The organism is Arthrobacter sp. LAPM80 (assembly GCF_046736435.1).
In the GTDB taxonomy this organism is placed as follows: Bacteria; Actinomycetota; Actinomycetes; order Actinomycetales; family Micrococcaceae; genus Specibacter.
On record NZ_JBCHVD010000001.1, the window covers coordinates 115,432 to 137,487 of the forward strand.

The 22,056-nt window shown below is 64.4% G+C and carries 14 protein-coding genes; 9 read left to right on the forward strand and 5 right to left on the reverse strand.

Going from position 1 to position 22,056, the window contains the following annotated elements:
* The first annotated feature begins 93 nt into the window (after positions 1 to 93).
* The 3 genes from hpf to secA all read left to right on the forward strand — a co-directional run bounded on the left by hpf (position 94) and on the right by secA (position 4,940).
* Positions 94 to 789, forward strand: a complete 696-nt coding sequence (hpf, locus tag AAGW05_RS00520) for a ribosome hibernation-promoting factor, HPF/YfiA family (protein ID WP_411802507.1) — start codon at positions 94 to 96, stop codon at positions 787 to 789.
* A gap of 51 nt (positions 790 to 840) precedes the next feature.
* Positions 841 to 2,052 (forward strand): winged helix-turn-helix domain-containing protein, encoded by a 1,212-nt coding sequence (locus AAGW05_RS00525; protein WP_411802508.1) that lies wholly within the window; start codon positions 841 to 843, stop codon positions 2,050 to 2,052.
* Positions 2,053 to 2,171: 119 nt separating this feature from the next.
* Positions 2,172 to 4,940 carry a preprotein translocase subunit SecA gene (gene secA / locus AAGW05_RS00530; RefSeq protein WP_411802509.1) on the forward strand — a complete coding sequence of 923 codons (2,769 nt, stop codon included), beginning with the start codon at positions 2,172 to 2,174 and terminating at the stop codon, positions 4,938 to 4,940.
* A gap of 103 nt (positions 4,941 to 5,043) precedes the next feature.
* Here the strand turns inward: secA and AAGW05_RS00535 are convergent, their stop codons facing one another.
* A complete protein-coding gene (locus AAGW05_RS00535) occupies positions 5,044 to 5,616 on the reverse strand; it encodes an Rv3235 family protein (RefSeq protein ID WP_411802510.1) in 573 nt (190 codons plus the stop codon).
* A gap of 69 nt (positions 5,617 to 5,685) precedes the next feature.
* On the reverse strand, positions 5,686 to 6,468 hold the full coding sequence (locus AAGW05_RS00540; RefSeq protein WP_411802511.1) for a LysM peptidoglycan-binding domain-containing protein: 783 nt from the start codon (positions 6,466 to 6,468) through the stop codon (positions 5,686 to 5,688).
* 179 nt (positions 6,469 to 6,647) lie between these two features.
* Between AAGW05_RS00540 and AAGW05_RS00545 the strand changes: the two genes are divergently transcribed.
* On the forward strand, positions 6,648 to 7,208 hold the full coding sequence (locus tag AAGW05_RS00545) for a hypothetical protein (RefSeq protein ID WP_411802512.1): 561 nt from the start codon (positions 6,648 to 6,650) through the stop codon (positions 7,206 to 7,208).
* A 53-nt stretch (positions 7,209 to 7,261) separates the two neighbouring features.
* On the opposite strand, the gene AAGW05_RS00550 is transcribed toward AAGW05_RS00545, so the two are convergent.
* Complete coding sequence (locus tag AAGW05_RS00550; RefSeq protein WP_411802513.1) at positions 7,262 to 7,480, reverse strand: helix-turn-helix domain-containing protein; 219 nt, start codon at positions 7,478 to 7,480, stop codon at positions 7,262 to 7,264.
* 275 nt (positions 7,481 to 7,755) lie between these two features.
* On the opposite strand from AAGW05_RS00550, the gene AAGW05_RS00555 reads away from it, so the two are divergent.
* The 4 genes from AAGW05_RS00555 to AAGW05_RS00570 all read left to right on the forward strand — a co-directional run bounded on the left by AAGW05_RS00555 (position 7,756) and on the right by AAGW05_RS00570 (position 16,571).
* Positions 7,756 to 8,397, forward strand: a complete 642-nt coding sequence (locus AAGW05_RS00555) for a hypothetical protein (protein ID WP_411802514.1) — start codon at positions 7,756 to 7,758, stop codon at positions 8,395 to 8,397.
* Positions 8,373 to 10,052, forward strand: coding sequence for a CpaE family protein (locus tag AAGW05_RS00560; RefSeq protein ID WP_411802515.1), 1,680 nt, complete (start codon positions 8,373 to 8,375; stop codon positions 10,050 to 10,052). The genes AAGW05_RS00555 and AAGW05_RS00560 overlap by 25 nt, the downstream gene beginning before the upstream one ends.
* Positions 10,053 to 10,109: 57 nt before the next feature.
* Positions 10,110 to 14,987, forward strand: coding sequence for an NAD-glutamate dehydrogenase (locus AAGW05_RS00565; RefSeq protein WP_411802516.1), 4,878 nt, complete (start codon positions 10,110 to 10,112; stop codon positions 14,985 to 14,987).
* Between the two features lie 105 nt (positions 14,988 to 15,092).
* A complete protein-coding gene (locus tag AAGW05_RS00570; RefSeq protein ID WP_411802517.1) occupies positions 15,093 to 16,571 on the forward strand; it encodes a sensor histidine kinase in 1,479 nt (492 codons plus the stop codon).
* 84 nt (positions 16,572 to 16,655) lie between these two features.
* On the opposite strand, the gene AAGW05_RS00575 is transcribed toward AAGW05_RS00570, so the two are convergent.
* Positions 16,656 to 16,904, reverse strand: coding sequence for a WhiB family transcriptional regulator (locus tag AAGW05_RS00575; protein ID WP_038469266.1), 249 nt, complete (start codon positions 16,902 to 16,904; stop codon positions 16,656 to 16,658).
* Between the two features lie 232 nt (positions 16,905 to 17,136).
* Here AAGW05_RS00575 and AAGW05_RS00580 point away from each other — a divergent pair, with 232 nt between their 5' ends.
* The gene (locus tag AAGW05_RS00580; protein WP_411802518.1) at positions 17,137 to 17,616 is read left to right on the forward strand and encodes a hypothetical protein; all 480 of its coding nucleotides are present in this window, start codon (positions 17,137 to 17,139) and stop codon (positions 17,614 to 17,616) included.
* A gap of 46 nt (positions 17,617 to 17,662) precedes the next feature.
* On the opposite strand, the gene AAGW05_RS00585 is transcribed toward AAGW05_RS00580, so the two are convergent.
* On the reverse strand, positions 17,663 to 21,997 hold the full coding sequence (locus AAGW05_RS00585; RefSeq protein WP_411802519.1) for an FtsK/SpoIIIE domain-containing protein: 4,335 nt from the start codon (positions 21,995 to 21,997) through the stop codon (positions 17,663 to 17,665).
* Positions 21,998 to 22,056: the final 59 nt, after the last annotated feature.

The window sequence follows — 22,056 nt, forward strand, 5'->3', positions numbered from 1 at the left end:
ACCTCTACCAAGAGGAAACCGCCCGTCGGCGGCCTGGATTGTAGCGCCAATAGCTAGCCAGCCGCTGTGTCACCGAAATATTTGGAGGGCACCATGGAGTTCATGATCACCGGTCGCAACTTGAGCGTTTCGGACCGATTCCGCGAATATGCCGGCGAGAAGCTCACGAAGATCGAACAGCTGGCGAACAAGGTCCAGCGTGTTGATGTGAAGGTTTCCAAGGAGAGCAAGGCCCGCACTGCAGAGGCTCCGCTCACGGTGGAGTTGACGGTTGTGGGTCGGGGTCCAGTGATCCGTGCAGAAGCTGCCGCAACGGACAAGTTTGCTGCTTTTGATCTGGCCTACGGGAAGCTGCTCGAACGGCTCCGCAGGGCAAAGGACAAGAAGAAGGTCCACCATGGCCGGCACGCCCCGGTCGCCGTGAACGAGGCAACCGGATCGCTGGCTCCCGTCAGCAGTTCCGAACCGATTTACGCACAGACCACCCCTGACGTTGTCGAGGAGAAGTCGCCCTACGACATCGAAAACGACATCCCCGCCGGCGACTCACCGGTTCTGATCCGCCGGAAGGTCTTCCCCGCCACCGCGTTGTCCCTCGATGACGCAGTGGACAACATGGAAATGGTCGGACACGACTTCTACTTGTTCGTCGATTCCGCAACCGGCATCCCCTCTGTGGTCTACCGCCGCAAGGGCTGGACCTACGGTGTCATATCCCTGGATGAGAACGCAGACGGTGCAGAGGAGATCTCCGCCTACCGGTCGCCGGATGAGCCCGTCAGGGTCTGATCCGCGGTTGGCGAACCCAAGCGCAACACCAAGACCTAAGGGAACCACCGAATGCAAGCACGGCTAAGCCTGAACCAGGCCCGCCGCCTCGCACTCAATTCCCAGGGATTGGCAAGAGTCCGGTCCACGGAACCCGTCACCGCACGGGCCGTGGGCCGGACTTTTGCGCAGCTGCAGTTGGTCCAAATCGACTCCGTCAACATCATTTCCCGCAGCCACTTTCTGCCGTTCTTCTCCCGGCTGGGGAACTACGACCCCAACATCCTTTCCCGGATGGCCGGCGCGGCGCCACGAAAAATGATGGAGTACTGGGCGCACGAGGCCAGCTTCATCAGGCCCGTCCACTTCCACGACCTGCGGGTCTGGCAGAACCGCACCTGGGTGGGCGCTGACAGCCTCGAACCGGGGGTGCGGGACACCCTTGAGGCGCAGATCCTTGAACTGCTCGCTGGCAGCCGGCCGCTGACGGCCCGCGAGGTCAAGGGGCGCATCGGGCACGAGGAACACAACAACAGGGACGACTGGGGCTGGAACTGGAGTGCCGTCAAGCGAACTCTTGAAGGGCTTTTTGAGCAGGGGGTGGTCAGCGCAGCGTCCCGCAACGACCAGTTTGAACGCAGGTATTCCCTGGTGGGCAAGGTCCTTCCTGCCGCCGTCCGTGCGGCCTGCGAGGAAAACCCGAACAAGGCCGAGGCCATGGAACGTCTCATTGCAGCGGCCGCACAGGCCCATGGCATTGGCACCGTCAGGTGTTTTGCCGACTATTTCCGCCTGCCCGTGAAGGAAAGTGCCGGCGCCGTGGCGGCCCTTGTGCGCAAGGGCGAGCTGGAGCCTGTCACTGTCAGCGGCTGGGACGCCGATGTGTACGTCCACGTCAAGGCAACGGTGCCCCGCACGGCACAGGCACGAGCCTTGCTGAGCCCCTTCGATTCACTGGTGTTTGAGCGCCGCCGGCTGGAGCAGCTGTTCGGTTTCCACTACAGGCTTGAGATCTATACGCCGGCCCAGAAGCGAAAGTTCGGATATTACGTGCTGCCGTTTCTGCTGGGCGAGAACATCGTCGCCCGCGTGGACCTCAAGGCCGACAGGCAAGGCGGCAGGCTTGAGGTGCGTGGCGCCTTTGCCGAGCCAGGCGCACCGGCGCGCACCGCCGTCGAACTTGCCGGGGAACTGGCGCACATGGCCGTTTGGCTGGGACTTGGCGAGGTGGTCGTGCTTGCCCATGGAGATCTTGCAGCGGCGCTGGCCGCGGCCCTGGCCTGACCCGGCCGGCGCCGGCGCCACCCCATCTGGGGAATCTGCGGAAACTGGCGGCGAGCTGTGCGTCTTCTCACGTAGACTGAACACGCCACTTTTAGGTGCAATAGATTGGGAGCAATTTCGTGCCATCACTTCTTGAGCGGGTCCTTCGCACGGGCGATCGCAAGACGCTTAAACGACTCAATGTCCTTGCGGACGCCATTGATTCGATGGAGGACTCTTTTCAGACCTTCACCGACGCCGAGCTGCGCGAGGAAACAGACAAGCTCAAAGCCCGCCACAAGGATGGCGAGACGCTGGATGACCTGCTCCCGGAGGCCTTTGCCGCCGTGCGTGAGGCATCCTCGCGCACCCTGGGACTGCGCCATTTCCGTGTCCAGCTCATGGGCGGTGCCGCGCTGCACCTTGGCAACATTGCTGAAATGAAGACCGGTGAGGGCAAGACCCTGGTGGCGACAGCCCCAGCGTTCCTGAACTCGCTCTCCGGCAAGGGTGTCCACGTTGTCACGGTCAACGACTACCTGGCCGAATACCAGTCGGATTTGATGGGACGGGTGTTCCGCTTCCTTGGCCAGAGCAGCGGCTGCATCATTTCCAACCAGGACCCCGGCACGCGCCGCGCCCAGTACGCGGCAGATATTACCTACGGCACAAACAACGAGTTTGGCTTTGACTACCTGCGCGACAACATGGCGTGGAGCAAGGATGAGCTGGTCCAGCGCGGCCACAACTTTGCGATCGTCGATGAAGTTGACTCGATCCTGATCGATGAGGCCCGTACCCCGTTGATCATTTCCGGTCCAGCCTCGGGCGACGCCAACCGCTGGTACGGCGAGTTCGCCAAGGTCGTGCTGCGCCTGAACGCCGACGAGGACTACGAGGTCGACGAGAAGAAGCGCACAGTCGGTGTCCTGGAAGAGGGCATTGAAAAGGTTGAGGACTACCTCGGCATTTCAAACCTGTACGAGTCCGCCAACACCCCGCTGATCGGGTTCCTGAACAACGCCATCAAGGCCAAGGAACTGTTCAAGCGCGACAAGGACTACGTCATCATGGACGGCGAAGTCCTGATCGTTGACGAGCACACCGGCCGTATTCTGGCCGGCCGCCGCTACAACGAGGGCATGCACCAGGCCATTGAAGCCAAGGAAGGCGTGGAGATCAAGGCTGAGAACCAGACCTTGGCCACGGTGACCCTGCAGAACTACTTCCGCCTGTACGACAAGCTTTCCGGCATGACAGGTACGGCCGAGACCGAGGCTGCCGAATTCATGGGCACCTACTCGCTGGGTGTTGTTCCGATCCCGACGAACAAGTCCATGCAGCGCGTGGACCAGTCGGACCTCGTCTACAAGAACGAGGTCGTGAAGTTCGACGCCGTCGTTGCCGACATTGCCGAGCGCCACGAGACCGGCCAGCCGGTCCTGGTGGGCACCACCAGCGTTGAGAAGAGCGAATACCTGTCCAAGAAGTTGGCACAGGCAGGCGTCAAGCACGAGGTCCTGAACGCAAAGAACCACGCCCGCGAAGCCGCCATTGTCGCCCAGGCAGGCCGCCGCGGCGCCGTCACCGTTGCCACCAACATGGCCGGCCGCGGTACCGACATCATGCTCGGCGGCAACGCCGAGTTCAACGCCGTCGCCGAGCTGGCTGCGCGCGGGCTCGATCCTGAGGAGACCCCTGAGGAGTACGAGGCAGCCTGGCACGACGCCTTCGAAGCTGCGAAGCTGGCAGTCAAGGACGAGCATGAGGCTGTCCTCGAGGCCGGTGGCCTGTACGTCCTGGGCACCGAGCGCCACGAATCACGGCGCATCGACAACCAGCTGCGAGGCCGTTCAGGCCGCCAGGGCGACCCTGGCGAGTCCCGCTTCTACCTGTCGCTGACAGATGACCTGATGCGCCTGTTCAACTCAGGTGCCGCTGAGCGCCTCATGTCACGTTCATCCATGCCTGACGATGTTGCACTTGAATCCAAGCTTGTTTCCAAGGCTATCGCTTCGGCGCAGGGCCAGGTTGAAGGCCGCAACGCCGAACAGCGCAAGAACGTCCTGAAGTACGACGACGTCCTGAACCGCCAGCGTGAAGCCATCTACAGCGACCGCCGCCGCATCCTCGAAGGCGATGACCTGCACGAAAAGGTCCAGCACTTCCTGGAGGACACCGTCAACGAGATCATTGACGCGACCTTGAGTAACGGGCACGCAGGCGATTGGGACTTCAATACCCTTTGGACCAACCTGCGCACCATCTACCCCGTCACAGTGACGGTCGATGAGATTGCCGAAGAGGCGGGCGGTGAAGGCCGCATCACGGCAGAAACGCTCAAGGCCGAACTGCTCTCCGACGCCAGGGTTGCCTACCAGGAACGCGAAGCTGCCCTGGGCTCGGCCACTATGCGCGAGCTTGAACGCCGCGTTGTGCTGTCGGTGGTTGGCCGCAAGTGGCAGGAACACCTCTACGAGATGGACTACCTCAAGGAAGGCATCGGCCTGCGCGCCATGGCCCAGCGCGACCCTCTGGTCGAGTACCAGCGCGAAGGCTTCGAGATGTTCCAGTCCATGATGGCAGGCATCCGCGAGGAGAGCGTCGGCTTCCTGTTCAACCTCGAGGTCCAGGTCGAAAACGCGCCGGAGACCGCTGTTGGCGTGGTTGCCGACGCGCCCTCGGCGCTGATGGACCGCGTCTCCGGCGGCGGCGCTGACGAGCACGCCCCGCACATCACGGCCCCCGGCCTGGAAGCCCCGGCCCGTCCGGCCCAGCTGCAGTTCACGGCCCCTGATGCCCAGGGCGAGGCTGAAACACACATTGAACGCCGCAGCGGAGACGGCCTCCCGCCGTCGGCCAAGCGCCCGGCAAGCAAGACCGGAAGCAAGAAAAAGAAAAAGCGCTGACCTCTGAGGTCAGCGGCCCGCGTCAAATAAGCCGCCGCTTGCGTTTAAAGCCACCCTTGGAGCGGTGGCTTTAAACGCAAGCGGCGGCTTTTTTCGTCGGGGGCTAACCGATCTGCAGGGCCGTGACCTTCCACAGTCCACCGTGCAGTTCAAAGCGCATGGCTATGGCCCGAAAGCGCGTCTTATCGGCAATCACCACCGACGTTTCAAAGACCCCTGGCGACACCGGGCTGCAGTGGACGGAGTGCACGATCGGCTGGTGGTGGAGCGTTTGCACATTGCCGCCAACCGCCTCATCGCTGTGGCGGCGCACCTGCGCCCTGTATGCCTGGGCATGGAGGCGTGCGCGGGTTGTCAGGGCACTCAGGCACCTCGTGTCCAGCCAGCGGCCGAGCTGCTGCACCGACCTGACCCCGCTGAGCACTTCCAGGGCAGCCTGGGCAATCTTGGCTGACATCGCGCCCACCACGGCCCGTTCGGCGCCTTCAGGGTCAAGGCTTCCGACCGGAGCCGGGATTGGTGCCCGCCGATCCTTCCCGGGGTCCGGAGGCTCCTCGCGGCGGGGCATTTTTACCACGATCCCTCCGCCCCCATCCGGGTGGGTAGCCGGCTGCGGAACGGGCCTGGCCACCAACAGGGCGGGCCGGGTTTCTTCGGAGGTCGCTACTGTACTCATGGGGTGCTCCCTTGCACTGTGCGAAACTGCTCCTGGGGCAGTCCGCTTCGGAATTGACAATCAGGGCTGCTATCGTCCCGACGGTGCATGCAGCACCTGGCCGGGCAGGATGATATTCGGATCGGGGCCGATGGTCTCGCGGTTCGCCGTGTACCAGCCGGGCCACGCCAGGGCCACGTCCAGGTCGCTCGAATAGGGCCCCAGCGCTGCGGCAACGATGCTCCACAGGCTGTCGCCGCCCTTGACCACCACATCGGTTTCCCCGGCGCCGCCTGCATCGGTGCGGCTTGTGCTTGGGCTTGCACCTGCGCCGGGCCGGGTGGACGGGCGGGCCAGGAGGTCGGGATCCGTTTCGGCCGTGTGGGGGACCCACCGGGGTTCAACCGGGGTGGCCGCGGCGGATGACAGCGCATCATGGACTGCGCCATCGCCGCTAGGGGTGGCCGGTGCGGTTGCCACGGTTTCGGGATGCCACAGGGGGTCGATGCCCGGGGCCTGCGCAGCATTGGCCATCGGTGCTGCCAGCAGGTTCGCGCCCAGCACCGCAATGACAACCCGGCGCATGAACGCCGGGGAGAACGCGCCGGTGACGGCCGCGAGCCGTGGTGCTCCCCGCGATGTTGCGACGCCGGAAATGAACGCGCAGGCCAGGGCGGCCAGCCACCAACACAAAAGTGCAATGCCAGCGCCGGCGCATCCCACCCCCAGCAATTCCGGCAGGCCCAGCGGCGCGGCTGCTCCAGTGCCGCCCATGCGGAGCCGCAGCAATGAGCCGCCGCTGTACACCAGTGACGCGCCGAGAAAGAGGATTGCCACTGTCATGGCCATGTCCGCAAGGATTTGCCGCTTCACCTTAACTCCCCTTTGAACTGTTTTAACATCGTTTGACAACATTTGATGTTGTATAGCTCATTTTGAACCCTCTGACATGATGTGTCCATAGCCCCGGGCAAGATTGTGGACAGCGCACTCAATGCCTCTGCCGCCTGCGTGTGGTTGACGGGAGGGCCGGCCGGGCCTAGCGTGACGCCATGCGATGGGAACTGCTCTTCGGTGATTTGGAAGCCCAACTGCACGCGGCCACCCAGCAGGACCTGGAGCGCCAGATCAACGAGTTGGCGCGGGTTGAGGCCTCACAGCTGACGCTCGCCGAGGTGTTGCGCGGCGCCGTGGGCAGCAGGCTTTCGGTGGTCATGCGCAACGGAACGGCATTTCACGGTGAGATGCGCAAGGTCGAGCCCCAATGGGTGTTGCTGCACGAGGACGGCAGGTCGGTCCTGCTGCCCCTGGCAAAGATCCTGCGCATGCAGGGAACGGGTCAGGGGCGGGCCGGTGCGCCGTCGAAAATTTCCTTCACCTTGGCCGCCGCGCTGCGCATTCTCACCCGCAACAGGTCTTCGGTTGTCATTGAACTGGACAGCGGGCGGCCGTCCATCGTGCGTGGGGTGCTTGACCAGGTGGGTGCGGATTACGTGCAACTGATGCAATTGGCCGACGGCGTGAGCCGTGACCGCGGGAACACCCAGGGAAGCATTGTGGTCCCCATCGAGGCGCTGGTGTCGATCGCGTCTTCGCCCGACAACGAATTCTGAGCCGGCACCGGCCCGGGTGGCAGGGCAGACACATGGGCTGGGCAGGCGGGGTCTCAGCCTGCGGGCGTGGGATTTTCGGCGGCAAGCATGGCGCGGGCGGCGGCATGGCGGTCTTCGATGAACTGCTCAAACTTGGCTTCATCCACGCGCCACTGGCCGCGGCCGCCAATTTGAAAGGCAGGAAGTTCGCCGCTGTGGACCAGCGCGTAGCACGCTGCTGCTGATATTTGCAGTTGTTCGGCAACGTCGGCCAATGTCAGGAAACGGGGCATAAGCCCATTGTCCCCCTTTTGAGCCCGTTTGACGAGGTTCGACATCGATATCCACAGCCCCGGCGAAGGGTCCGGGTGCGAAACCGGCAGCCGCCTGACTTGTCCACAGATTCGCGAGAATTTCCCCGCAGGGGTTTCACCGCGGGCCGATCGACGGTAGAAATGGTAGACGGCAGCAATTTCTCGCAAGGCTGCCCACACTGGTTGCAACCAGGGCCGCGGTGAAAAACACCGTCCTGCACCACGTGGCGGCGGGTTTCCACAGGGGAGGAACTATGGTGACTGAACCGCACGGAGCGGCACCCCGGCTCAGGAAGCCGTCGTGGAAGGACCCCCGCCTCCTGATCGGCATTCTCATGGTCCTTGCCTCAGTGGCCGGAGTCGTGGCGCTGGTGGGAAACGCCGGGCGGACGGTGTCCATGTATGCAGCCAAGGAGGCCCTGGTTGTCGGCCAGAGGATCACAACTGACTCCTTCACCATCGTCCAGGTCCAGCTGGGCGAGGTGGATGACAAGTACCTCAACCCCAGGGCGGCCCTCCCCGAAAAAGCCGTGGCCGTGCGCATGGTGCCCAAGGGGGAGCTTGTCTCCCGCTCCAGCATTGGGCCAACGGATGCCCTTGACCGCAAGCCCGTCCCGATCACCATCGAGGAACCCCTGCCCAAGGAAGTGCTTGCGGGCACTTTTGTGGATGTCTGGGTCGCGTTGCCCGATCAGAGCAACGGCTTCCAAATACCAGTCCTCATGCTCCCAGGGGCCGAAGTGGCAGCGCTAAACACAGGCACCTCCTCGCTCGGTTCCGGCAAGAAGACGCAGCTGATGGTCTTGCTCGGTGATGCGCAAATGCCCAAATTCCTTGGTGCCGTGGCCAACAAGGCAAAGATTTCGGTGGTGTGGAATCCCGGGGCGGCCCCTTGAAGCCCGTGACGGTTGTTTCGGTGGGGGACACGGCGGCGGCTGTCATTGACGAACTCGCCCGGCGGCCCGGCCAGGTGCACATTGTGCGGCGGTGCCCCGAACTGGCAGAACTTCTCGCGGCCTGCCAAAGCGGTCTTGCCCAGGTGGCAGTGGTTGCCGCCTTTGCCGAAGAGCTGACGGCCACCCTTGTTGACCGGCTCGCGGCCGTGGGGGTCAGCGTCGTGGCTGTCGCGGCATCCGCCGAGGAGGCCCGGCGCCTACGCAGCATAGGCGCCTGCGCCGTGTCGGAGCAGGTCACTGCCGGGTTGCTCGGTGACGCCATCCGTGCCGCCGTTGAGGGCAGGCGGCATCCGGGGTCGGCAGGCTACGCCGTCCCAGCCGCAGCGGACGCCCCTGCCCTGACGCACGACGCCGGACCCCCACCGTCCGCGGTGGACGTGGCCACCGGCGGTGATGCAGGTGAGAACCCGACGGCTACATCCGAGGTCGGCGCTGACGGAACTGCGCCAATCACGGATGCCGCAATTACGGGGGATTCACGTGCCGGGGTGGGCAGCGCCGTGAGTTTCCATGCCGGCCCGGATGCAGCCCGCAGGGACGTTGCCCTCGAAGCGGGCCTCGGCAAGGGAGCAGGTCCCGCCACCGCACCGAAGCCCCTCGGGCTGGCTGGCAGGATGGCGCGGGGCCTGCACCTCGGGCGCAGCCACGGAACGTCGCCTGCATCAGAGGGCCACCGTGTCGCCGGTCCTGCCCGAGCAGCCAACAGCGCCGGCCCCCGAGCCGAGGCCGGAGCCCCACCCGGCACCCTCGTCGCCGTGTGGGGGCCCATTGGTTCGCCGGGGCGGACAACACTTGCCGTCAACCTCGCTGCCGAGCAGGCGGCAGCCGGGCGCTCTGTCTTATTGATCGATGCCGACAGCTATGGCGCGAGCATTGCAGCGGTTCTGGGGCTGCTGGATGAGTCGGCGTCGTTTGCGCAGGCCTGCAGGGCCGCCGACCAGGGCGGATTCAGTGCCGCGCAGTTGGCCAAAACCGCCACCCAGGTGGTGTTTTCCGGCGGCACCTTTTCGTTGCTGACAGGACTGACGCGGGCGGACCGGTGGCCGGAGTTGCGGGCGGCCGCCGTCGAACGTGTCCTGGACCTGGCGCGGGGCATGGCGGACCTGGTCGTCGTGGACTGCGGGTTCGCACTGGAGAGCGACGAGGAACTCAGCTATGACACAGTGGCCCCGCGGCGCAATGCGGCAACGCTGATGGTCCTGGCGCAGGCGGACATCGTCTATGCGGTGGGCAACGGCGACCCCGTCGGCATTCCCCGGCTGATCAGGGGACTGCACGAGCTGGGAAGCGCCTGCCCGGCGGCCGACGTACGGGTGGTTGTCAACAAGGTACGGCGCAGGGCGGTGGGCGGGCGGCCGGAAAAGTCCCTGGCGCAGGCCTGGGAGCGGTTTGGGCCGGCCCGGGGCATCAGCCACTTCCTGCCCTGGGACCCGGAACTGACGGACAGGGCACTGCTCGAGGGGCGGCTCCTGCTGGAGATCGCGGCCGATTCCGCGCTGAGCCGCGGCATCCGCGCCATGAGTTGTGCAGCTGACCAACGGAATGCAAAAGGTGCTGTAACAAACGCCACAGCAAGGGTTGAAATTCGCGGCTAGGCTCAGGTGTACGGCCGCAAGGAAGCGGCCTCATCTCTTCCACGGAGGCGTTATTTCATGTCATCGCACTCACCCGGCAACGTGCCTGTGCAGGATCAAAAGCAGTTTGGCGGCCAGTCGTTCCTTGCGGACTACTTTGTGCAACTATCCGAAGAGGACGCCGCTCTCTACGATCCGGAGCTGTTGAACGCCAGGGCGTTTGCGCACCAGGACCTCGCAGCACAGCGCACCCCCGGCCAGGCCAATGTGGAGGTCCTCGACGAGCGCGACGCCAGCGTGGTCTACATCACCACCGATGACATGCCCTTCCTTGTGGACTCGGTCAGCGCCGAACTTGTCCGGCAGGACCTTGCCATCCACCTCGTCACCCACCCCGTGTTCGTGGTGTCCCGCGACAAGGTGAGCAACACCATGACCCAGGTGACAAAGGTTCCCTCGCATGCAGGGGTTGCCAGCGGAGACACCTCGGCCATGCCGAACATCGCCCACCTTCTCGGCGACGGCGAGAACGCCTCCTTCCTGGAATCATGGATTGCCATTGAAATTCCCAAGATTGGTGAGGACGCCAAAACCGAGCTGCTGGCTGGGCTTGACAGGGTTCTCGGCAATGTCAGGGCCTCCGTTGAAGATTGGCCCGCCATGCGCGAAAAGGCGCTGAGCCGAGCCGAAATCCTGGCCACGGTGCTCGCCGGGGAATCACTCGTGGACCTGCGCGAAGCCGAAGACCTGCTGCACTGGATGGAGGCCGACAACTTCACCTTCCTTGGCTACCGTGAATACGACCTGCACAAGCGCGACGGCGAGGACGTCCTCGTCAACCGCGAAGGTAGCGGACTTGGCCTCCTGCGGGACGGCTCAAGCCACCCGACGGTGCAGCACCTGACCTCAACCGGCCAGCGCAAGGCCCGCGAAAAGCGGGTCCTTGTCATCACCAAGGCGAACTCGCGCTCCACCGTCCACCGCGGCGCCTACCTTGACTACATCGGTGTCAAGTCCTTTGATTCCCAGGGCAACGTCAACGGCGAGCAGCGCTTCATCGGCTTGTTCTCCTCCGCCGTCTACACCGGATCGGTGCGCAACATTCCCGTCGTGCGCGAAAAGGTCGACGCCGTGCTGCGCCACTTTGGCTTCCCGCCCAACTCGCACTCGGGCAAGGATCTCTTCGCCGTCCTTGAGACCTACCCGCGCGATGAGCTGTTCCAGATCGAGGTTTCGGACCTGATCGAGATTGCCGAGGGCATCCTGAGGCTGGCCGAACGCCGTCGTACACGCTTGTTCCTGCGCCCGGACATCTACGGCCGCTTCATGTCGGCCCTGGTCTACATCCCGCGCGACCGTTACACGACCAACGTCCGCCACCGCATCGAGGACGAACTCACCCGCACCTTCGACGCCGTCTCCATTGACTTTGAGGCGCGCATGAGTGAATCGGCGCTCGCCCGCCTGTTCTTCCGCATCCGCCTGCCCAAGGCCTACCTGGTGCCTGCCGACCTGCAAGTGGCCGAACTGGAGCAGCGCCTGGTGCGTGCGGCCCGCTCCTGGCCCGAAGGCATTGCCCAGGTGCTGCGCGATTCAAAGTCCCCCGACGACGCCGAACGCCTCGTGGCCAAATGGTCCGAAGCCTTCCCCACCAGCTACCGGGTGGCTTTCGAGGTTGAGGAGGCGCTGGCCGACATCGCCCGTTTTGAGGAATTCGACGCCAGCTACAAGGCAGTTGCAGCCGAAGGCATGAGCCCCGACAAGTGCGCCCCGGGCATGCACGTCTACCTGCCGGTCCACCGCGACCCTGAGGAGGCGGCCGAGGACGCACGCGTCAAACTGTACATGGCGCATCCGCAGACCCTGAGCACCATCCTGCCGTTCTTCCACAACCTGGGCCTGGAAGTCATCGACGAGCGCCCCTTTGAGATTGAGACCGCCGACAAGCGTGACTTCTTCCTGTATGACCTGGGCCTGAAGTACCCGGCAGGGGTCGACCCACTGGCAACCGCCGGGCTGCTCGCCGAGGCATTCGGTGCCGCCATCACGGGGCGCAGCGAGTCTGACCACTTCGACCGCCTGGTGTTGACCGAGGGCATGGCATGGCGCCAGATCACCATCTTGCGTGCCTACGCCAAGTACCTGCGCCAGATGGGCAACACGAACTCCTTTGGCTTCATCGCCACCACGCTTTTGCAAAACGTTGCCGTGACCCGCGGGCTCGTCGAACTGTTTGAGGCACGCTTCAACCCAGCAATTGACGACGCCGCCCGCGCCGGGATGCAGGCGGAGGTGCATGAACGCCTCAATGCCGCACTGGAAAACGTCCCCACGCTTGACGCCGACAGGATCCTGCGCACCTTCGCCAACCTGGTCGATTCAACGCTGCGCACCAACTTCTACCGCGGCCGCGACTACCTGAGCCTCAAACTGGACCCGTCCACCATCAACGGTCTTCCCGCGCCCAAGCCCATGTTCGAAATCTGGGTGTACTCACCGCGCGTCGAGGGCACCCACCTGCGCTTCGGCAAGGTGGCCCGCGGCGGGCTGCGCTGGTCCGACCGACGTGAGGACTTCCGCACCGAGGTGCTCGGCCTGGTGAAGGCGCAGACGGTCAAGAACGCCGTCATCGTCCCCACGGGCGCCAAGGGCGGCTTCTTCGCCAAGGCGCTCCCCAACCCGGCCATTGACCGCGGTGCCTGGATGGCCGAGGGCAAGGAAAGCTACAAGACGTTCATTCGAGGCCTGCTTGACGTGACCGACAATCTGGTCGCCACGCCCAACGGCGAAGTGGTGGTGCCGCCTGAGAACGTGGTGCGCCACGACGGCGACGACACCTACCTGGTGGTTGCGGCCGATAAGGGCACGGCATCCTTCTCCGACACCGCCAACGCCATCTCCGCCGACTACGGATTCTGGCTCGGGGACGCTTTCGCCTCGGGCGGCTCTGTGGGCTATGACCATAAGGAAATGGGCATTACCGCGCGCGGAGCCTGGGAGTCTGTGAAGCGCCACTTCAGCGAGTTCGACGTCGACACCCAGACCCAGGAGTTCACTGTGGTTGGCGTCGGCGACATGTCGGGCGACGTCTTTGGCAACGGCCTGCTGCGGACCCGCCACGCGCGCCTGGTTGCGGCGTTTGACCACAGGGACATCTTCCTTGACCCGAACCCTGTTGCCGGCCCGTCCTTCGAGGAACGTCAGCGCCTGTACGAGCTGCCGCGGTCCTCGTGGCAGGACTACAACAAGGAGCTCATCAGCGAAGGTGGCGGCGTGTTCTCCCGCTCGCTGAAGTCGATCCCCATTTCAGCTGAAGTTGTTGCCGCGCTTGGCCTGCCCGAAGGCACAGTGAAAATGAGTCCGCCTGAACTGCTGCGCGCCGTGTTGCTGGCACCCACAGACCTGCTGTACAACGGCGGCATCGGAACCTACATCAAGGCAAGCGGAGAAAGCAACGCTTCGGTCGGTGACAAGGCCAACGACGCCATCCGTGTCGACGGCGCGGACTTGCGGGTGAAGGTCATCGGCGAAGGTGGAAACCTTGGCATGACCCAGCTAGGCCGCGTGGAGGCGGCCCTGCACGGCGTCATCCTCAACAGCGACGCCATTGACAACTCTGCCGGGGTGGACTGCTCCGACCATGAGGTCAACATCAAGATCTTCCTGGACCGCATGGTTGCCGCCGGCAAACTTGATCCCGCGGAGCGTTCCGACTTCCTGATGTCCATGACGGATGAGATCGGGCACCTGGTGCTGGAGACCAACATTGAGCAAAATGTGGTGCTGCTCAACGACCGCCAACGGGTTGCCGAGTGGAGCCCCAGCTATGAGCGATTCATGGACTGGCTCGAGGAGCACGCCGACCTTGATAGGAAACTTGAGGGGCTGCCCACCAACGCAGAGTTGCAGGAACGCGTGGCTGCCGGGCAGGGACTGACGTCGCCGGAGCTGGCTGTCCTGCTTGCCTACGCGAAGATGGAACTGGCCAAGTCCCTGAGCACCAGCGACCTGGCCAACGACCCCTGGTTCAAGGCAACGCTGCGCCGCTACTTCCCGAAGGAAGTGGCCGAGCGCTTTGACGCTGAACTGGACACCCATCCGCTGCGCAAGGAAATCATTGCAACGGTAGTGGCCAACGACATGGTCAACCTCGGCGGCATCACCTTTGCCTTCCGGACCATGGAGGAATCCTCCGCCAGTGATGTTGTCATCGCCAAGGCATTTGTGGCGCTGCATGAAATCTTCGATTTTGACTCCATGACCAAGGCATTGGGGCAGCTGCCGCCATACTTCCCGACCGAGCAGTGGTGCACTGTCCAGCTGGATATGCGCCGCCTGCTGGACCGGGCCGTCCGCTGGCTGGTCAATGAAGGCATTGGCAAGGAAAGCATCGAGGATGTCGTGAACCGGTTCAAGCCGGTTGTCGGCTCCCTAGGCACACACATGGGCGACTTCTTCCAGGGCGTCGATGAGGAAAGGGTGCGGACGTGGTACGACCGTGCCACATCCTTCCACATGCCCGCGGAGCTGGGACGCCGCTGGGCCGAACTCTTCGAAACCTTCCCGCTGCTGGATGTGGCAATTGTCAGCGAATCGCTGGAGGAACCGCAGGTCGCAGTGGCCGGCGTGTACTACGCGCTGTACAACCGCTACGGTGTGGACGCACTGCTGGAACGCATCACGGCGTTGCCGCGCAACGACAGGTGGCAGGCACTGGCCCGCGCGGCATTGCGTGATGACCTGTATGCAACCACGGCCGACATGACCCGAAACGTCATGGACAGCACCGGCGTAGGCGAGCCCGCCATGGACCGGATCCAGGCATGGGAAGCCCAAAACCAGGAACAGCTGGGCCGGGCGGTGAAGATGTTTGCCGAGGTCAACGAGCTTGAACAAGATGACATGGCGTCGTTGTCGGTAGCATTGAGGCTCTTGCGTTCAATAGTGCGGCGTTGACGCGCCAGCGTAATTTGTGCGGTTGCGGCATGAAAAACTGCAACTAGTTGTGCGGTGCCCGCTGGGTTTCAGCGGGCACCGCCACCATTCTTTTGAGGAGCCGGCATGGCAATATTTGGCGACATGATCAGGGAAAGTCCTAACCTGAATCCGGGCGACGCCGAATGGCTGCACCTGCTGGTGGGTGACTGGCAGATGATTGCCGACCTCTCCTTCGCCGACCTGGTCCTGTGGTTCCCGAGCAGCGATGGGCAGGGCCATGTGGCGATTGCGCATGTGCGTCCGTCAACGTCCCACACCATGTTCCACGCGGACTTTGTGGGGGAGCGCATCCAGCCGGAGCTTGAACCCCTGGTGGCGACGGCGTGGAAGAGCCAGAACATTGAGCGCTCCCACGAGACAAAGATCTGGAACGTCGACGTGGCCATGCGGGTCGAGGCCATCCCCATGGTGCGCAACGGCCGTACCCTGGCCGTCATCACCAGCCACATGGACCTCTCCAGTTCACGCATGCCCTCGCGCCTTGAACTGACCTACCGCCAGTGCGCCTACGACCTGCTGAAAATGGGTACCTTGGGCCTGTGGCCCGACTTCGCCTCGCCCACGGGTTCCCGACGCGGCGCCCCTCGCGTGGGCGACGGCCTGCTGCGCCTGGATGTTGACGGCATTGTGCAGTACGCCAGCCCCAACGGTGTATCAGCGTTCCGCAGGCTCGGCGACGGCGAATCCCTGGAAGGGCGGTCCCTGGCCGAGGTCACGACCGAGCTGCTCAAGGACCGCCGCATGGTCGATGAGTCACTGCCGCTGGTTGTCACGGGGCGGATGCCGTGGCGCACGGAAATTGAATCCCGCGGGGTGAGCCTGTCGCTGCGCGCCATTCCGCTGCGCGACGGGACCGAGCGTTTTGGTGCCCTGGTGTTGTGCCGCGACGTGTCCGAGCTCCGCCGCCGGGAACAGGAGCTGGTGACAAAGGACGCCACCATCCGTGAGATCCACCACCGGGTGAAGAACAACCTGCAGACGGTGGCCGCACTGTTGCGCATGCAGTCGCGCCGCATGCACAGTGAGGAAGCCAAGCAGGGACTCGAGCAGGCGATGCGCCGCGTGGCAACGATCGCCCTGGTGCATGAAACCTTGTCCCAGGGCCTTGCCCAGAACGTTGACTTTGACGAATTGATTGACAGGCAGTTCAGGCTGTCGGCCGAGGTGGCCTCACCGTCCAAACGGGTCCGCACCGAACGTGAGGGCGCCTTTGGGGAACTGCCCAGCGATTTCGCAACCCCACTGGCACTGGTGATCAACGAACTGGTGACAAACGCCGTCGAACATGGCCTGCAGGACAGGGAAGGGACTGTGTGGCTGTCGGCGGATCGGTACAAGAACAACTCCGGCGACGACGCACTGACGGTGAGGATAGCCGACGACGGCGTGGGGCTGCCGCAGGGGCACGTCGCCGAGGGGCTGGGCCTGCAGATTGTGCGGACCCTTGTCCAGAGCGAACTGGACGGCACCATCGACTGGTCGCCGCGCGAGGGCGGTGGCACAGTGGTGGAGTTGCAAATGGCGCTGATCAGCAGGCATTAAAAACTGGCCCGCAGTAAACGGCGAAATTCACGTTTTCACGTGTCTTTTGTCGTTTACTGCGGGCCAGTTTTGAAAGTGCTCGAATTAGCTGGCGCGGCGGGCGCGGGCTGCGCGGCGCTTCATGGCGCGGCGTTCGTCCTCACTCAAGCCGCCCCAAACTCCTGCGTCCTGTCCTGATTCAATAGCCCACTTCAAGCAGGTGTCAATCACGGGGCAGCGACGGCATACGCTCTTCGCTTCCTCGATTTGCAACAAGGCAGGGCCGGTGTTTCCCACGGGGAAAAACAGTTCCGGGTCCTTGTCGAGGCAGGCTGCGCGACTACGCCAGTCCATGCTGATCACTCACTCCTTTTAGAACGGCAGGCATCTTGTGAAAAAATTCACTTTAGGCCACATAAGAAAAGGCCCTTCTGGGCCCCTTTAGGTCATTGACTTAAGCGTGTCATGTTAACTCAGCGTAAACAAGGGGTAAGGATGGAAATATTAGCTTATAACCATGAGCGATGCATCACAATAGTTCACCATCACATAGGCGCCCCTCAGCAAACTCCGATAGGGTGCTGATGTGCAAAGCGATCCCAAAAACCCCGCCGACATGCCCGATTCCGTGGACTCCGGCGCGGCCAAAACACCCTCCCCGGACGACGGAAATGGGCGCCCCGTTGGCGTTTATGTTGTCGCTGCCGTCGTGGGGCTGGAAGCCCTGGCGCTGGGGCTCGTTGCCGTCTGGTCCATTCTCTTGGCCTTTACCCAGCCCATGATCTCCGTTGCCAGCGGCGTGTTCTTGATCGTGCTGCTTGCCGGGCTGGCCGCGGGCCTGGCCGCTGTGTCCGTCAATGCCTACAAGGGCATGCGGTGGACGAGGTCGGCAGCATTTGTCTGGCAGCTGTTGATGGTTGCCATCTCCGTCCCGGCGCTGCTTGACGGGAACATCCTGATGGGCCTGGTTCTGTTGCTGCCCGCGGTGACTGCCTCCTACTACCTCTTTACGCCCAGGGTTGTGGCCTTTTCCCAGCGCACAGGCGCCGAACACACCGTCCTGTAGTCCTGCCAACCCGCCGCTTCCTCCCGGCCTGTGGCTCGTTGCTGACTCATGACACCACCTCCATGAACGGGAACTGAAACCACGTGTGCCGCCCGTGCTCGATCAGCACGGCGCGTCCCGGCGGCTCAGCGCCGACAGTGTCGAGCCGCACGCCGAAGAGATCTGCATCTCCCGGGCGTTGCGGCATGAGCACAACGCCCTGCTGGGCCGTCCTGAGCCCCCATTCCAGGGGCAGCGCCGACAATGCCGGACCCGGGTAGGGGAACGCGGCGACCAGTGAGGTGCCCAATGCCAGGGCCTGCGTTGCCGCCTGCAACTCCGTTGGTGGAAGGGAAGCGGCATCGTCGAACATCAGGATCCCGGCATCTTGCACTGCAATGTCCGGTTCACCAGCTGGGGCCATCCTGTACAGGGCGTCCGGTTCCGCAGCCCCGGCTGCCCCCGCCATGGAGCTGCCGTTCAGCAGTGCCAACGCAGCGAGAAAACTCGACTTCCCCGACCCCGGCCCGCCGATGACAGGCAGCACAGTCCCAGGGGCCAGGGCAAGCCCCACCACGTGGCGGCCGTCGCCGCCGAGTCCGAGTGCAAGGTGGATTGCGTGGCGGCTGGGTGGTCCTGCACCGTGCAGCCCTCGGGCAGGGCGTGGGGCGTCAGCCTCTGTGACAATGTGCCCCGGCGGGCCGTGCTGCCCGGCAACCACCCCCAGCATTTCCGCCATCGTCAGCGACCGCGGCAGGGGAGAGACGGACAAGGTGGGGCCCCCTCGTCCGCCTGACACTGCTTTGCCCGCGGTTCCAGCTGTGCCCGTGATCCGGGCGTCGCCGGGGATCACGGCAGCGGGTGCCCGGCCCAGCTGCGCAATGTGCAGCTCAGGTTCGGCCTGCGCGCCGTACCCGACCGCTTCGTTGACCGGCCCGGCAATGGCCGCCCGGCCCGGAAAGGGAGTAAAGCGGGGCAGCCGGGGCCACAGCATGGTCGATTCCGAGCTGCTGCCACACGTGAGGTACAGCCGGTTGGGAATGGACGCCATGAACTGTGATGTCACAAGCTCCCGGCCGCCGCCGAGAACCACGACGACATTTGTCGGACTGAATCGGAGCAGCTCGGAGATGCCGTTCTCTGCCTCGTGCCACGGGCTCGACCGGAGGGCGGTCACCCAGTGGCCCCAATCCGAGATGCACAGGACAAAGGTGTCGGGGCAGGTCAGTGCCGCCTGGCCCAGGCGCCGCACCAGGTGCGCGGCCGTCCGCAGATCATGGGGGGTGATGCAGCTCCCCACCCATTGACTGTCCGCCCAGCAGCCAAGTGAACCGTCCCCGTCGAGCAGGTACAACAGCCAGGGACAAGTATCGGCATCGGCAGACTGTGCGCGTGCCGAAAGAAGCTGTCCGGCCACGAGCGACACGGCATTGGCAGTCTCCGATGATGTGCCAATGAACGCAAGGTGCGACTGCAGCTGCGGGTGCCACAGCAATGGTTCAAGCTTCTGGAGCTGCGGAACGTCCACCAACCCCAGCGCCACACCACGTTCGACGGCGTCTGCCAAACCGGCGCGTTCGGGAAACTCGATTGCTGCCGGCAGCTCCGGAGCCACAACGGCCGGCGCCGGGCAAGGCCCCGGGTGCCGGGATCCGGGCCTGTCCTGCCGGGCACCCGATGAAACCACTTCCTGCCAGGCCGACGCCAGCAGCCCCGCCACGGCCGGGACGTCGCATTCGGTGTCCGTGGCGCCAAGCGCAAGAGGGGACGCCGAGAGCCGGTCTCGGGTGGGCTCAACGGTGGGCAACAACCCTCCGGCAGCTCCAGGGCGGCCCAAGGTGGCGCTTTGGAACTCCTCCGGCGCCCCGCCAGCCCTGCAGATGTAGGCTCGGCCTGGCGTGTCCGGGCCAATGCCCGCGGCCGCCCCGGTGCCAATGACATCTGTTGAGTCGAACACAGACTGGACCCGCAGACAGATCGAACTGGTGACGTTGGCCCGGATATCGGCATTGACTGCACCCTGCGGCCGTTGCGTTGCCATGACGAGGTGGATGCCCAGGGACCGGCCCACTGCGGCGATGCGCATTAGCTCGGCCATGGCGTCGGGGAACTGGTCAACCAGCACCCTGAACTCGTCAATCACCACTACCAGGTGCGCCATCGTGTGGCGTCCAGGGTCGGTGGCGGCATCGTTGCCCTGCACCGCGGCCCGGTACGCACGGCTATCGGCTGCCTCCACGGAGGCCAGCGCAGCCTCACGGCGGCGGATTTCGGCACGCAGCGATGCCAGGGCACGGTCCATCCCGTGCCCACCCAGGTCGGTGATGAGCGAGGTTGTATGGGGCAGTTTCCCCAACACGGCCAGTCCGGCGCCGCCCTTGAAATCGAGGAAAACAAATTGCAGGTCCGCGGGGGAGTGGGCGAGTGCAAGGCTGCCCACAAGGGTGCGCAACAGTTCGGACTTGCCAGATCCCGTCGTTCCGCCGACCAGCAGGTGCGGGCCGTCGCGCAGGAAATCAAACATGAGCGGACCTGCGCCCGACTGGCCCAACGGAACAGGGGAAAGGGGTCCGCCGGCGGTGACCGCCCATGCACGCATCACGGCGCCAACCGAGCACTGCCCGGGACGGGGCAAGATGTTCGCCGCTAGGGACCACTGTTCCAAAGACGCCGATGCGCCGTCTCCAACGGATTTCCCGGCGGTCCAGGCCCGACGGCGTGCATAGGCATCGAACACTGCAGGCGGCACACCGTCAGGAATGAAGTCATGACCGTCATGGGTGCCCACAACGTTGTTGCCCTCGGACCGCAGGGCAACTGCGCCCTCCGCCACGGAACCCTCAGCGGCTGATGGCACGGAGCCTGCCGAGGTGATGCCCGAGGCGTCGGGAGCAGGAACGTCAAAGCAGGCGACACGCAGGCCGGGTATGGATGCCAGCAAGGGCCCCACCTTGACATTGACCGCAACAAGGACTGCGGGAGGGCTTCCGCCCGGTGCGTCCCGGCAAAGTTCAGCCAACACCGAATTGGCGTTAGGAACCGACGTGGCCAGCCATGTGAGGGGCAGGAACCTTGCCGCGAGGGGAATGGCATCGGCGGGGCCCAACAGCACCACCGGCACGGAGGCCGCATCAAGTTGCATCAAGGCATGGTTCAGCATTGACACCACAGCAGTCGCCGGGCCGGTGATAGTGACAGGAGCCGTACCCAGCGGAATGCATAGAGGAAGATGCTGAACAACCGGTGCGGGAAACGCAGGATCGTCAGGTGACACGGCAACAGCTGCGGGCTGGGCTGCGGAACCGATGCGCAGGGCAACTGCCGTCCCGGGCGGTCTGGCCCGGGGCGGTGAAGCACCCTGCGCCGACCCGCAGACCCCGGAGGCCAACACCAATGAACCGGCGTCAGGGAACAAACGGGACCGGCGAGCGGCGTCCTGCCGTGCGGCGCGCTCCACCTCGGTGTGGAAGATCCTGCGCCGCCTGGAACCACCCAGGACCGGCACCAGCACGGTCAAGGCGCCCATGGCAGAGAACGCCAGAAACATCCACGAACCCGTCACCAATGCCAGCACAACACCCACCACCAATGGAAAAAGGCCTGCAACCAGCATGGCCACACGGTTACGCGCAGCCCCTGCAGGGTTCTTCACCACCAAAGGTTCCAATGCTGCCGGATCGAGAAGCCATGGGCCGCCATCCGGCAAGGAGTACGCAGCGGGCGAAGCCAAGCCCGCATCCGGGACACGCAGTTCAAAGGCAGTGCTGCCGCAAGCAACCACGCAGCCCACTTCAAGAACCACCGTCCCCTTGACGGGGACTGCGCTCGCAGTCGGGGAGCCGTCGGTGCGGCGCAAGGTGAAGCCACTTGATCCGGGGGCCGTGGCCAACATGATGTTGCGGGGCCCCACATGCACGGTGCCGTGGTGTCTGGAGAGGGAAGGGTCGGCTACCGATAACTGGCATCGTCCGCGACCGAAGGTGAAACTGCCCCGATGCAAGGCAAAGACGGCTCCCGCGCCCGGCCCGGAACATACGGAAAGGACGGCGGCGATGCCCCTTGCCGGAACCGTCAGGCCGACGGTGCTCGGTGACTGGCGCGCATCGGAGGCGGAGACGGTGCCCGCGCCCGAACTGACGGCAGCATCAGTTGCGCCTGAGACGGCGGGCCAGCTGACCACAACCGCACCGTTGACCAGGGGTGCGATCCCCGGCTGCAGGCCCGCGAGCATATCGCCGCCAACGGTGAACAGACACCCGGGCCAGTGCCGTTCGAGCGCGCGCTGCAGGGACCGGCCCGTACAGCCTTTCGCCTGGGGGCCTTGCGGCCACGTGACGGTGAGCTCCGCCGGGGGAAATGGAATGGCGCCGGGCCCGGCCACCACGGTAATCTCCAACAACATCGCGCCTCCCGAACAAAAGCAAACAAGCCCGAACAAAACCAGTTCCGGTCAGCCATCGG